This is a genomic window from Streptomyces sp. NPDC093085 (assembly GCF_040683935.1).
Taxonomy (GTDB): domain Bacteria; phylum Actinomycetota; class Actinomycetes; order Streptomycetales; family Streptomycetaceae; genus Streptomyces.
This window is the reverse complement of the sequence record NZ_JBFBFB010000007.1, coordinates 207241-219382: the sequence shown is the minus strand read 5'-3', so window position 1 is coordinate 219382 and position 12142 is coordinate 207241. Positions and strand designations below refer to the sequence as shown.

Here is a 12142-nt window from a genome sequence, read left to right as displayed (position 1 = left end):
GTGGGGGCCGGGCATGTGCACCGGCTCCATCTGCCCGGTTCCTCGCCGGTCCATCTCCTGCCCCCGCACGTCAAACTCGCCGCCGTCCTCTGCTTCGTCCTCGCCGTCGTGGCCACCCCGCGCACCGCCCTCCCGGCCTTCGCGCTCTTCGCCGCGCTGCTCGCCGGGGTCGCGGCGGCGGCCCGGGTCCCGGCCGGGTTCGTGCTCCGGCGGATGGTGGTCGAGGTGCCGTTCGTGGCCTTCGCGCTGCTGATGCCGTTCGTCGTGCCCGGCGCCCGGATCAGCGTGGCGGGGGCCGAGCTGAGCGTGCCCGGCCTGTGGGACGCGTGGAACGTCCTCGCGAAGGGCACCCTGGGCGTCGGCGCCTCCGTACTCCTCGCCGCCACCACCGCACCGCACGCCCTGATCCTCGGCCTCCAGCGGCTGCGGCTGCCCGCGCCGCTGGTGCAGATCGCTTCGTTCATGCTCCGGTACGGCGAGGTCGTCGCCGACGAGATGCGCCGGATGTCGATCGCGCGCCGCTCGCGCGGCTTCGAGGCGCGCGGGGTACGCCACTGGGGCGTGCTGGCGGCCTCGGCGGGGGCGCTCTTCATCCGCGCGTACGAGCGTGGGGAGCGGGTGCATCTGGCGATGGTGAGCCGGGGGTACGCGGGGACGATGCCGGTCACCGACGAGGCCGCGGCGGCGACGGCGGCGCAGTGGCGGTACGCGGCGGCCCTTCCGGCGGCGGCGCTGGGGGTCTGTCTGCTCGGGTGGACGCTATGAGCCGCTACGAGCCGCTGTGAGCCGCTGTGAGTAGCCATGAGTTGCGATGAGTTGCGATGAGTTGCGATGAGTGAGGTGCCTGTGATCCCTGTGATCCCTGTGAACGACGACGCGGTGCGAGGGGTCCCGCTCTCGCTGGAGGTGGCGGGGCTCGCGTACGCCTATCCCGACGGCCACCAGGCCCTGTTCGGCGTCGACCTGCGCGTGCCGCGCGGCGAGCGGGTGGCGCTGCTCGGGCCCAACGGGGCCGGAAAGACCACCCTCGTCCTCCACCTCAACGGCATCCTCACGGCCGGCGCGGGGAGCGTGACCGTGGCCGGGGTGCCGGTCCGCAAGGGCCGGCTGGCCGAGATCAGGCGCCGGGTCGGCATCGTCTTCCAGGACCCGGACGACCAGCTCTTCATGCCGACCGTACGGGAGGACGTGGCCTTCGGCCCGGCCGCCGCCGGGGTGCGCGGTGCCGAGCTGGCGGCCCGGGTGGAAGGCGCCCTGGAACGGGTGGGGATGGCGGCGTACGCGGACCGGCCGCCGCACCATCTCTCCTTCGGGCAGCGGCGCCGGGTGGCGGTGGCGACCGTGCTGGCGATGGACCCGGAGATCCTGGTCCTGGACGAGCCCTCGTCCAACCTCGATCCGGCGTCCCGGCGCGAACTGGCGGACATTCTCCGCTCGTTGGACGTCACCGTGCTGATGGTCACCCACGATCTGCTGTACGCCCTCGAACTCTGCCCGCGCGCCGTCGTCCTGAGCGACGGCGTCATCGTCGCGGACGGCCCCACGGGTGAACTCCTGGCGGACGAGGCGCTGATGGCGGCGCACCGGCTGGAGCTGCCGTTCGGCCTCGACCCCCGGGCGCTGGGCCGGGCCGCGGGGACCCGTACGGCACCCTGAGCACCCGGGAGCGCCCACGAGTGCCCACGGGTGCCCACGAGTGCCCATGAGCGCCCATGACGCCCGCGAGTGTTGTGCCGGATCGTGTCGCACCCCGGGCCCGATGCACCATGGAGGGGAGCGTTGCCGCAGGGGCACGACGGAGCACACGGGCAGGCAGGGGTACGGGCGTGGACGTCCAGGGCACGGTGGCGGCGGGCTTCGAGCCGGTCAGGGACGCGTTCGTACGGAACTTCGAACGGCTCGGTGAACGCGGGGCGGCGGTCGCCGTCTACCGCGACGGGGAGAAGGTCGTCGACCTCTGGGCGGGCACCCGCGACGCGGCGCCGGAGGCGGTGCCGGGCGCCGGATCGGAGGCCGCCTCCGGCCAGGGTGTCCCCGACGCCGCGTCCGCCCCAGGTGTCCCCGACGCCGCCCCCTGGGCGCTGGACACCGCGCAGGTGGTGCACTCCGCGACCAAGGGCATCGCCGCCGCCGTACCCCTCCTCCTGCATCAGCGCGGCCAGATCGACCTGGACGCGCCGGTCGGCACGTACTGGCCGGAGTTCAAGGCGGCGGGCAAGGAGCGGCTCCTCGTACGGCATGTCCTCGCGCACCGCGCCGGGCTGCCCGTCCTGGACCGTACGCTCACCCCGGCCGAGGCCATGGACGGCGTGTCGGCGGCGCGCGCGCTCGCGGAGCAGCGCCCGCTGTGGGAGCCGGGCACCGACCACGGGTACCACCCGCACACGTACGGCTGGCTCCTGGGCGAGCTGGTCAAGCGGGTCACGGGGCGCACCATCGGCCGCTGGATCGCCGAGGAGATCGCCCGGCCGCTGGGGCTCGACTTCTGGATCGGGCTGCCCGAGGAGGAGGCGCACCGGGTCGGCCGCACCGCCCGGATCGAGGAGCCCTCGGCGGTCGGCGGGGCGCTGCGGCTGCGGCCCAAGCGGTCGGTGACGGAGGCGTACGCGCATCCCGGGTCGCTCACCCGGCGGGCCTTCGACGTGGTGACGCCGAAGTACGACGAGAACGACCCGGCGTACCGGGCCGCCGAGTCCCCCGCCTCCGGCGGCATCTCCACCGCCCGCGCGCTGGCCCGCTGCTACGCGGCGATGATCGGCCGGGTCGACGGCCACCGGCTCTTCGCCCCGGCGACGCTGACCCTGGCCCGTACCGAGGAGTCCGCGGGCCCCGACCGGGTCCTGGTCGTCAACACCCGCTTCGGACTGGGCTTCATGCTCCACGGCCCGGCCGCGCCCCTGCTGGCCCCCGGCTCCTTCGGCCACCCGGGGAGCGGCGGGTCGCTGGGGTTCGCGGACCCGGAGTCGGGGATCGCGTTCGGCTATGTCACCAACGGCCTGCGGCGCGGGGTGACGGCGGACGCCCGGCCGCAGGCCCTGGTGCGGGCGGTACGGCTGGCGGCATCATCCGGGGATGGAGCAGAGGGCGGAGCAGGCGCGGCAGGGACAGTGGGGACAGCAGGACCGGAAGCGAGCGGCCAGACCGGCTGAGGTGCGAGCGGCCCCGGAGAGCCCGACCCGGGTACCCGGGCGGCGCTTCGAGGGGTACGGCGTCCTCGTCACCGGGGCCGGGCGCGGCATAGGCGAGGCGACCGCGCGGCGGCTGGCTGCGGAGGGCGCGCGGGTCCTGGTCACGGACGTGGACGCGGGGCGCGCCGAGCGGGCGGCCGGGGCGATACCGGGGGCGGTCGGGTTCGGCTGCGACGTGGCGGACCGGGCGGCGGTGGAGGCGGCGGTCGCGTACGCCGTCGAGAGCTTCGGCTCGCTGGACGTCCTGGTCAACAACGCGTGCGCGTGCTCCCCCGACGCCCCCCTCTTCGAGGACGAGCCCGACGCGACCTGGGCCAGGGACCTCGACATCACCCTGACGGGCGCGTTCCGCTGCGCCCGCGCCGCGCTGCCGCACCTGGTGGCCTCGGGGCGCGGGGCGATCGTCACCATCGGCTCGGTCAACGGCGCCCAGGACTTCGGCAACCACGCGTACAGCGCGGCGAAGGCGGGCCTGGCGAGCCTCACCCGCACCCTGTCCGGCCACGCCGCGCCCCGCGGTGTCCGCGTCAACCTCGTCGAACCGGGCACGGTCCACACGGAAGCCTGGACGGGCCGCGAGCCCGCCCTGGCCCGCGCGGCGGACCACTACCCGCTGGGCCGGGTGGGCCGCCCCGAGGACATCGCGGCGGCGGTGGCCTTCCTGGCGTCGGCGGACGCGGCGTGGATCACCGGGGTGACGCTGCCGGTCGACGGCGGGCTCCTGACGAGCAACGTGGGCCTGCGCAGGGCGTTCGACGCGGCGGAGTGACCGTCCCGACGTCACCGGTGGGGCGTCGGGACGCGAGCGGCGGCGCGCGCCTCGGCAGCGAGGGCGCGGACGAGCTCCGGCGGCAGCGCGGCGCGCCCCGGTACGGACGCGGACGTGCCCCGGCCCTCCCGGCAGGCCCGGCACTCCCCGTCGACCAGCGCCTCCGCCCGCCCCGGCGCCCGGCAGATGACGCACTCCACCAGGGCGGTGGGAGTGTCGGCCGGTTCGGGCGGCTCGGGCGGGAGCACAGGACACCGCCGCCCGAGCGAGGCGGCACGAGATACCCCCCCCCGACCGGGGCGGCCGGGCCGCCGCCCGTGTACCGCGTGTCCCCGGCGCTGTGCCCCAACTGGTCGAGCGCAACGAGGCGTACCGGCTCGCGGCAGGAGGACCGCGCCCGGCTCTCTACCCCCCCGAGATCAGGGGAGCGCCTTCGTCGTGCTCGGGGTCAGGACCGCTGCGCGCGGACCGCCGCGGTGTACGTTTCGCGCGTCAGATCGGCGGCGGGGATGCCCAGGCCGGCCAGTACCGTGCGTACGTCCTCCAGCGCGGCACCGACTTCGGTCTCGGCTACGAGCGTCTCCACCTCGATGAAGGTGCCGTCCACCTCCGGCACACGAACGACCGTGGCGAGCATGGTCCGGCCGCGCGCCTCGAAAGAGTAGTTCCGGCATCGCTTCTCGAACGCGATCAGGGGAACGTACCCGAGGCCCCTCAGCATGGCGTGCACTGCGGTGGCATCCTCGACACGCGTCTCGTGCTCAGGTTTCGACCCTGAGCCCTCGTCCACCCGGGCGCCCTTGAAGGTGAGCACGGTCCTCGTGTCGTCCTGCCCGTGGATGGTGCGCACCCGCAGCTCCTGGTCCTGTTCCTCCAGGCTGCCGTCCGGCCGGTCGTAGTACGTGTCCTGGTAGACCTCCGACCGTGCGATGGCCAACCGGTCCAGGCCGCGCAGCACGGCCTCGGGTTCGTGGACGCGAGCTTTCAGCTCTGCCTCGATCATCCTGCTGTCTCCTCGTCAGACCGTACGTTCCGCCGTCTCGATGATCGCGTCGAACATCCTCCGGTACCCCCGGAACAGCGGACCGTGCGGCGTCTCCATCACCTTGTACGTCGCCGACTCGTGCCCTTCCCACCCGGCATCGAACGCTCCTCGGTGGCGGCCCGAGCCTGCTGCTGGATCTCCTCACGCGCCGAAGTCTGCGCGGAGTAGACCCGCACCACCTCCGGGAAAGCGGACAGGTCGAACGCCGCTCCACCGCTGCGGCGCTCCCTGCCGGCCGCGAGCCCGAGCAGATGGCGGGCATCGTCCGGCATGCCGAGACCGTCCGCGATCCGCTCGTACACGTCCAGCCGAGAGACCTCGCGACGCCGGTTGATGATCTCGTTGACGCGGCCCTGCGTCATCTCGACAGCGCCCGCGATGCGAGCCTGGCTGACCCCCTGGCGTACGGGCCGGGGCCCGGCCGTGCGTGGCCGGGTCCCATCGCGCCCTGGACGCTTTGGCCGGGCGGCAGGTGTGGGCCCCGTCTTAGACTGCTGACGGCCTCCGCAAAAGTAAGGAAATGATCGCAAATGCGTTCCCCGCGTTTTCAGGACTTCGCCCTGGATCTGGTCAAGAACAGCTCCGGCGCCACACGTGTGCAGACGCTCGCCGAGGCCGGTGACACCAAGCATCCGCGCGGGCTGGCGGTCACCACATCGGCCGGTGAGGTGCGCTGGCAGATCATGGGACAGCTCGCCGACGGCGAGAAGCACGACGACCCGGACACTCCGGTCGCCGGTGACGTGTTCCAGGCGGCCTGGCCCGAGCCGGTGGCGGGTGACCACGAGGGGTGGCTCGCGGTTTGTCTGGTGAGGGCAGAGTGCCCCGAGATCAAGAGCATCGTCCGGTGGTCCACCGAGCCGGACGGCGAGACCAGGCACGGTCTGACCGTCCACTTCCACAACGGGGCCAGGGTGTTCGTCCGGAAGATCTGACTTTCCGGCACGGGCCGGGGCCGGGGTGTGCGGTCCGGCGGGATCCAGGCGGCGGCAACCCGGCCCCGGTTGCGGGTTCGGAACCGGGGCCGGGGCGGGGCCGGGGGGCGGTCAGTCGGCGGTTGGTGTGACGTTGGTGGCGTCCACGGCTGGGCGGAGGGCTCTGGCGAGTTCGACGCCGTCGCCTACGGCCCAGAAGTGGGTGAAGAACAGGCGGGGTTCCTCCGACAGGCCGTGGTTGTGGAGCTCCACCAGGGAGATTCCGCCGCGTCGCAGCAGGCGGTGGACGGTGCCCACTTCCGAGGCGAGCATGACGAAGTCGCCGTTGACGGCTGCCCGGCCGCCGCCCAGGGGCTGGAAGTTGAAGGCCGAGGTGGAGCCCAGTCCGGACGGGAGGACCCGGTTGCGCTCCACGATTCTCTCGCGGCGGGCGAAGACGGACTTGTAGATCCCGTTGTCGTTGGTGCCCTCCGTGCCCAGCGCCTCGTCCATCCCCGCGACATCGAGGTCGAGGGGCGGCGGCGGTCCCGGGCGCCGCTGGGGGGCGGGCGGGGTGGCGGTGGCGTCGAACACGGCGCGGAAGCCGCGTGCCATGGCCACCGGGTCGTGGCCGTGGGCGTGCACATGGGTCCACCAGACGTCGGGGTCGTGCGCGAGCAGGTGCTTGTGGATCGCGGTCTGGGCGATGCCGTGCTCGATCAGGACGTCGGTGGTCCGCTGGAGTTCTTTTTCGGTTACGGCGATGTCGCCCATGGCCATCGTGGTGCCGTCGGCGTACCGGATGAACCCGATGTGCGAGGCGAGGGCGAGCCCGGGGGTGACCCGTACCCCGTACGAGAAGACGTTCAGGTCGTTACGGGGGAAGCGGGTGCGGTACATGAGGCCGTTGAGCAGATTGCCCGGGCGGCCCAGCGCCTCGGCCACGCCCTTCCACTCGGTCAGCTTCGTCGGCACCGGGTGCACCGGGTGGTCCGGTTCCGGGGCCGCCGTCGCCCGGGGGTCCGGCCCCGCCGCCTCCGCCGCACCCTCGCGCGGGGTGGCCAGCGCGGGCCCGGCCCCTGCGACGGCCGCCAGTGGTGCGATCGCCGCCGCGGCGGCCAGCAGGCGGCGGCGTGGGGGGTACGCGGCCGGGGCCGGCCCGCTCTCGTCTTGATGCGTTTGTCTGTTCATCGGATTTACACCTCCGTGTCGGATGGGAACACGAGGGCTCCGGCGGAATCGTGATCCGCCGGACGGTGTGTCAGGCGTGTTGCGAAAGTCGGACTGAATGGGGGAAGCGGGGGAGGAGGGGAGGGGAGAGAGGAGGAGGTGGGGGAGGAGGGGGTGGGGAGTGGGAGGGAGGGGGGAGGCTTGGTGTTGGCCGATATGTCGAACGGGTCCGCCGGGCCCGCCGGGGCCGTCACCGGGAAATCTCTTCGCGATATTCCGGGTGGTGGAATACCGCGTTCTGTGATGTGCGCCACGTGCCGGGGCGGGGTGGTCGCGGTGTACTTCGGACAGGCGTCTGTGGATACTTCTCGGAAGACCATTGATGCCCTTTGGTCATGCTCAGGGAGGGTGGGGAAAGTGACGCGACTGCAACTTCCGGACGGGGTCGGGGTGACGGCTTTGATGGCCGCTTACGCCCGCGCGCAGGAGTTACGGCGGGATAACCCGCTGTTCGAGGACGAGGCCGCCGCGTTATTCATGGCGGACGCCCTCGGAATTTCCACCCGGGACGGGGAGAGCCTGCCCAGGCTGGGGCCCGCCAGGGATGACGGGACGTCCGATCTGTGGAACAGCCTCGCCGGGTCCTTCGTGGCCAGGACGCCGTTCTACGACACGTATCTGACGGAGCGGATCGCGGCCGGCTGCCGGCAGGTGGTGCAGCTCGGGGCCGGGCTCGACGGCCGGGCCTTCCGGCTTCCGCTCGGACCGGACGTGGCGATGTACGAGATCGATACGCCGGTGGTGCTGGACTTCAAGGCGGGGGTGCTCGCCCGGCACGGGGTGGAGTCGCTGGTCAAGCGCGTTCCGGTCGGCGTCGACCTGCGCGACGACTGGGTGGGGGCGCTCGAAGCGGCCGGGTTCGACGTGGGCCAGCCGACCGCGTGGATGGCCGAAGGGCTCTTCATGTACTTCACGGCGGAGGAGGCGGACGGGTTGATGGCGGCCGTCACCGCCGCCTCCGCGCCCGGATCCACCGTCGCCGGCGAGTATCTGAGCCGGCGCTCCCGGCTCGGCGACGTGGCCGCTTCGGACGCGGACGAACAGGCGCTGATCGAGCTGAGCGTCGCCGCCGACCAGGGCGGACCCGGCAGCGCGCCGGACATCTGGCTCGCCGGCCACGGGTGGCGGGGCGCTTACCACCAGCTCGTCGACGAACTCGCCGCCATCGGCAGGCCGGTGCCGCCGCTCTGGCGCGTCGACCGGGACGACCCCCTGCGGGTCTGGCTCTTCACGGGCGCCCTTGGTGCGGATGCCGTCGGTACGGATGCCCTCGGCGCGGATGTCCTTGGTGTGGATGCCCTTGGTGCGGGCGGGGGCGGCGACTCCGGTACGGGGTGATCCGGCGCGGGAGGCCGTACCGGGCCGTGCGGGGCCGCAGGGGGCCGTGCGCGGCCGTATGAGGGTGCGGGAGAGCGGCTCGGCAGGGGCGGGAGATGCCGGGCCGATTTCCCCCTGGGCGGGTAACCCGCGAAAAGGTACGGACCACTTGGCCGATTGGCCGATAAGTGCTCCCGGGGCCGCACGGAAATAAGTTAGGCTGCCATGCAAGCCAAAAGGATGCTATCGATATTTCCCGGAGGCCCCCGTGATCCGTGTTCTTTTCGCCGAGGACGAACATTTGATACGCGGCGCGCTCATCGAGTTGCTGCGGAGTGAACCAGATCTCGATGTCGTCGCCGATACCGGGGAGGGCGGACGGGCATTATCACTCGCTCTGGAGCACCGTCCCGATGTGGCCGTCCTCGATGTGAATCTTCCGGACCGGAGCGGAATAGAGATCGCCGCACTCATCCACGAGAAAATACCCGGGTGCCGCACCCTCCTCCTGACCAGTCTCAGCATGCCGGTCACCGTCCGCCAGGCCATGGAGAACAATGTCGGCGGCTATCTGCTGAAGGACGCCGCCCCCTGCGATCTGGCCTCCGCGATCAGAAAGGTGGCCTCGGGACGCCGGGTCATCGACGCCGATTTGATGCTCGCCGTCTGGGAGAGCCAGACCAACCCCCTCACCCCGCGCGAGAACGAGGTCCTGCGCAGGGCTGCCGAGGGGTACGCGGTCCAGGACATCGCCGGGGACGTGGGGCTCTCCGCCGGCACGGTCCGCAACTACCTGAGCAGTTGTGTCACCAAGCTCGGCGCCCGCAGCCGCCTCGACGCGGTGCGCCTGGCCCGCGAGGCGGGGTGGCTGCCCCCCGCCGTCACGGGGCCGCGGTGACCGTACGGTACGGCGCGCAGGCGGTGATCTCCGGGCCCCGGACCAGGCCGGGGAGGGCCTGCATCTCACGGCCGAGGGCCGCGCGGTCCTCGTCGGTGGCGAGGAAGTGCCGGTAGCTCTCCTCGTCGGTCCAGTCGGCGATCAGGACCACCCGGCCGCCGTCGGTGCTGAGATGGAGCGCCGCCGAGAGGAAGCCGCCCCGGTGCCGTACCCACCCCTCGGCCCCCTTCAGGAAGAGGTCCGCCACGGTGCGCTGGGTCTCGGGCCCGTCCACCCAGGTGGTGATGACGGCGGTGAAGGTGTGCTCGGCGCCGGGCCGGCCCTTGTCCGAGGTCACTTGTTCCTGGGCCTGGGCTTGGGCCTGGGCTGGGTTCTGTTCCGGCGTCACCTGGTCTTGTTCCGGCGTCACTTGTTCCTGGTCCTGTTCCGGCATCATGCCTCCAGGGCTTCGGCGGTCATCCGCTTCAACTGTTCGCTGAGCGTGTCCAGCGGCATCCCGGCGCTGAGCGCCCACCGTCCGGCCACCACGACCGTCGGCACGCCCATGATCCCGATGCTCATGGCCAGCTCCTGGTCCTCGGCGACCTCCGCTGTGAACGCGTCCCCGGCGAGCACCTCCCGGGCCCTGGCCGGATCCAGTCCGGCCTCCTCCGCCACTTCGAGGAGCGCGGTGTGCTCGGCGATCGGCAGGCCCTCGGTCCAGTACGCGGCGTAGAACCGCTGCGCCACCTCGGTCTGCCGGCCGTCCTCGCCCGCCAGATGGATCAGCCGGTGGGCGTCGACCGTGTTGCCCGGACGCGCCGCGTCCGCGTCGAAGGGCAGGCCGTCGGCGGTGGCGATCGCGCCGATCATCTCCATCGCCGCCCTCCCCGCCTCCCGGCTGCCGTTGAAGCGCGCCAGGTAGTCGTAGAGGTCGCCGGTGGGCCGCTGTCCGGCGGGCCGGGGGTCGAGTTCGAAGCTGCGCCAGCGGAGCCGGAAGACCCCCGGGTCGGGCTGGGCCGCGATCGCGTTGGTGACCCGGCGGGTGCCGTAGTAGCAGTGCGCGCAGACGAAATCGGACCACAGGTCGAGGTCGATGGTGGGGGAGGGAGAGGGGGTGGGTGTGGGGGAGGCGGTTGAGGAGGGGGAAGGGGTCGAGGAGGCCGGCGGGTGAGAGGTCATGTGACGACCGTAGGGCCATGGCTAACTTCCAGATAGGGCCTACCTGGAGGTAAGCTCCATGCGTGCTGAAGAGTTCTCAGGTCACCCCGGGCAAGCCGCAGGACCCCTGTGACGCGTTTAACAGTGAGTGTCCCGGGCGGGAGGTGCTGACCCATCTGACCAGCCGCTGGGGGCTGCTGGTGATGGTGGCGCTGGAGCCGCGGCCGCTCCGCTTCTATGAGCTGCGCACCCTGATAGAGGGCATCAGCGAGAAGATGCTCTCCCAGACCCTGCGCACCCTGGTCCGCGACGGACTGCTCTCCCGCGAGGTGCTGCCCAGCGTCCCGCCGAGCGTCCGGTACGCGCTCACCCCGCTCGGGCGCGGCGCGGCGGAGCCGCTGGTGGCGACGCTCGCCTGGGTCCGTACCAACGCCCTCACCGTGCTCGCCGCCCAGGAGGAGCACGACAGCGCGGCAGCCGGGGCCTGATCTCCGGGTGCGCGCGCCGGTGGCCGGCCCGCCCGTCACCCCGCCGCCCCCGACCGCTCCAGCGCCGCCGCGCACTCCCGCAGGATGGCCAGGCGGCCCTCCAGGGTCGCCGAGGCGGCCGAGACCATGATGCCCAGGGTGGTGACCCCCGCCTCGGCGTACTCGGCCATGCGCGCGGCGATCCGGGGGACCGGGCCGATGAGCGCCGTGCGGTCGATCAGCTCCAGCGGGAGCGCCGCCGCCGCGCCCGCCCGGTCACCGGCGGCCAGCCGCTCCCGCAGCGCGTCGGCGGCGTCCCCGTGGCCCATCCGGCGGGCCAGCGCGCAGTAGACATTGCGCTCGGGGTCGCCCATGCCCATCAGGTAGACGTACTGCTGCCGCAGCAGGTCCGCCGCGGTGGCCGGGTCGGGGCCGACCGCCGTGGGCAGGCTCGGCAGCACCTCGAAGCCCGTCAGGTCCTTCCCCGCCGTCTTCCGCCCCTCGGCGATCGTGGCGACCGCCTCGGCCACCGCCTCGGGCGAGGTGAACACCCCGATCCAGCCGTCCGCGATCTCCCCGGCCAGCCGCAGGTTCCGGGGCCCCACGGCGGCGAGATGCACCGGCAGGTCCGGGCGGAGCCCGTCGGTGAGGAGGTGGAGCGGGGCCGCGCCGCCGACCGCGTAGTACCGGCCCTCGTACGTGACGGGCCCGCCGGCCAGCGCCCGCCGCACGATCTCCACGTACTCCCGGGTCCGGGCCAGCGGCCGGTCCGCCTCCGTGCCGTAACTCCCCAGCGCTACATCGGGGTTGGAGACCCCGAGGCCGAGCCGGAAGCGCCCGCCGCTCACCGAGTCCAGGGTGGCGGCGGTCAGCGCGGCGAGCCCCGGCGGCCGGGCCGGGATCTGCATCACCCCGGAGATCAGCGCCACGCGTCGGGTCTGCCCGGCCACCAGCCCCAGCAGGCTCGCCGCGTCCGAGCGGTACCCCTCGGGGGCCAGCACCGCCGCGTAGCCGAGCTGTTCGGCGGTACGGGCGAGTTCCGGGGCGCCCTGGTGGGTGAGGTTGACAGCGAGGCGCATGGCGCCGGACTCCTCTCGTGCGAGGGGAAGGGGGATCGGAGGGGAAGCGGACGACGGGGGAGGGGGAGGGGGAGGGGCGTAGGCGGTGCTGGGGC

At 72.9% G+C, this 12142-nt stretch carries 15 protein-coding genes; 8 read left to right on the top strand and 7 right to left on the bottom strand.

Annotated features, from left to right (window positions below; all coding sequences use genetic code 11):
- The 4 genes from cbiQ to AB0O07_RS21595 all read left to right on the top strand — a co-directional run bounded on the left by cbiQ (position 1) and on the right by AB0O07_RS21595 (position 3957).
- Positions 1-765, top strand: a complete 765-nt coding sequence (gene cbiQ / locus AB0O07_RS21610) for a cobalt ECF transporter T component CbiQ (RefSeq protein WP_365635621.1) — start codon at positions 1-3, stop codon at positions 763-765.
- Between the two features lie 90 nt (positions 766-855).
- Positions 856-1656, top strand: coding sequence for an ABC transporter ATP-binding protein (locus AB0O07_RS21605; protein WP_365635620.1), 801 nt, complete (start codon positions 856-858; stop codon positions 1654-1656).
- A gap of 170 nt (positions 1657-1826) precedes the next feature.
- Positions 1827-3149: a serine hydrolase domain-containing protein gene (locus tag AB0O07_RS21600; protein WP_365635619.1), complete on the top strand. Its 1323-nt coding sequence runs from the start codon at positions 1827-1829 to the stop codon at positions 3147-3149.
- Position 3150: 1 nt separating this feature from the next.
- Positions 3151-3957, top strand: coding sequence for an SDR family oxidoreductase (locus AB0O07_RS21595; RefSeq protein WP_365635617.1), 807 nt, complete (start codon positions 3151-3153; stop codon positions 3955-3957).
- 11 nt (positions 3958-3968) lie between these two features.
- Here the strand turns inward: AB0O07_RS21595 and AB0O07_RS21590 are convergent, their stop codons facing one another.
- The 3 genes from AB0O07_RS21590 to AB0O07_RS21580 form a co-directional block, all read right to left on the bottom strand.
- Positions 3969-4205: a hypothetical protein gene (locus AB0O07_RS21590; protein ID WP_365635615.1), complete on the bottom strand. Its 237-nt coding sequence runs from the start codon at positions 4203-4205 to the stop codon at positions 3969-3971.
- Positions 4206-4405: 200 nt separating this feature from the next.
- Complete coding sequence (gene cyaB / locus AB0O07_RS21585) at positions 4406-4960, bottom strand: class IV adenylate cyclase (RefSeq protein WP_365635613.1); 555 nt, start codon at positions 4958-4960, stop codon at positions 4406-4408.
- A gap of 98 nt (positions 4961-5058) precedes the next feature.
- Positions 5059-5364, bottom strand: coding sequence for a hypothetical protein (locus AB0O07_RS21580; RefSeq protein ID WP_365635611.1), 306 nt, complete (start codon positions 5362-5364; stop codon positions 5059-5061).
- 168 nt (positions 5365-5532) lie between these two features.
- On the opposite strand from AB0O07_RS21580, the gene AB0O07_RS21575 reads away from it, so the two are divergent.
- Complete coding sequence (locus AB0O07_RS21575) at positions 5533-5937, top strand: hypothetical protein (protein ID WP_365635609.1); 405 nt, start codon at positions 5533-5535, stop codon at positions 5935-5937.
- A 111-nt stretch (positions 5938-6048) separates the two neighbouring features.
- On the opposite strand, the gene AB0O07_RS21570 is transcribed toward AB0O07_RS21575, so the two are convergent.
- Positions 6049-7107 carry a DUF1259 domain-containing protein gene (locus tag AB0O07_RS21570; protein ID WP_365635608.1) on the bottom strand — a complete coding sequence of 353 codons (1059 nt, stop codon included), beginning with the start codon at positions 7105-7107 and terminating at the stop codon, positions 6049-6051.
- Positions 7108-7503: 396 nt separating this feature from the next.
- Here AB0O07_RS21570 and AB0O07_RS21565 point away from each other — a divergent pair, with 396 nt between their 5' ends.
- Together AB0O07_RS21565 and AB0O07_RS21560 are read left to right on the top strand one after the other, a co-directional pair.
- A complete protein-coding gene (locus AB0O07_RS21565; RefSeq protein WP_365635606.1) occupies positions 7504-8484 on the top strand; it encodes an SAM-dependent methyltransferase in 981 nt (326 codons plus the stop codon).
- A 247-nt stretch (positions 8485-8731) separates the two neighbouring features.
- On the top strand, positions 8732-9361 hold the full coding sequence (locus AB0O07_RS21560) for a response regulator transcription factor (RefSeq protein ID WP_365635604.1): 630 nt from the start codon (positions 8732-8734) through the stop codon (positions 9359-9361).
- Here AB0O07_RS21560 and AB0O07_RS21555 read toward each other — a convergent pair.
- Positions 9345-9770 (bottom strand): antibiotic biosynthesis monooxygenase, encoded by a 426-nt coding sequence (locus tag AB0O07_RS21555; RefSeq protein WP_365635603.1) that lies wholly within the window; start codon positions 9768-9770, stop codon positions 9345-9347. The genes AB0O07_RS21560 and AB0O07_RS21555 overlap by 17 nt on opposite strands.
- Positions 9771-9793: 23 nt before the next feature.
- On the bottom strand, positions 9794-10522 hold the full coding sequence (locus AB0O07_RS21550; protein ID WP_365635601.1) for a DsbA family oxidoreductase: 729 nt from the start codon (positions 10520-10522) through the stop codon (positions 9794-9796).
- Positions 10523-10665: 143 nt separating this feature from the next.
- Between AB0O07_RS21550 and AB0O07_RS21545 the strand changes: the two genes are divergently transcribed.
- Positions 10666-10989, top strand: coding sequence for a helix-turn-helix domain-containing protein (locus AB0O07_RS21545; protein ID WP_365635599.1), 324 nt, complete (start codon positions 10666-10668; stop codon positions 10987-10989).
- A gap of 35 nt (positions 10990-11024) precedes the next feature.
- Here AB0O07_RS21545 and AB0O07_RS21540 read toward each other — a convergent pair whose 3' ends face one another.
- Positions 11025-12047, bottom strand: coding sequence for an LLM class flavin-dependent oxidoreductase (locus AB0O07_RS21540; RefSeq protein ID WP_365635598.1), 1023 nt, complete (start codon positions 12045-12047; stop codon positions 11025-11027).
- Positions 12048-12142 lie beyond the last annotated feature (95 nt).

Bases quoted from the DNA above. Each gene is read 5' to 3' on its own strand.
- cyaB (WP_365635613.1), bottom strand. From the start codon at position 4,960: ATGATCGAGGCAGAGCTGAAAGCTCGCGTCCACGAACCCGAGGCCGTG.
- AB0O07_RS21580 (WP_365635611.1), bottom strand. From the start codon at position 5,364: ATGACGCAGGGCCGCGTCAACGAGATCATCAACCGGCGTCGCGAGGTC.
- AB0O07_RS21575 (WP_365635609.1), top strand. From the start codon at position 5,533: ATGCGTTCCCCGCGTTTTCAGGACTTCGCCCTGGATCTGGTCAAGAAC.
- AB0O07_RS21570 (WP_365635608.1), bottom strand. From the start codon at position 7,107: ATGAACAGACAAACGCATCAAGACGAGAGCGGGCCGGCCCCGGCCGCG.
- AB0O07_RS21550 (WP_365635601.1), bottom strand. From the start codon at position 10,522: ATGACCTCTCACCCGCCGGCCTCCTCGACCCCTTCCCCCTCCTCAACC.
- AB0O07_RS21540 (WP_365635598.1), bottom strand. From the start codon at position 12,047: ATGCGCCTCGCTGTCAACCTCACCCACCAGGGCGCCCCGGAACTCGCC.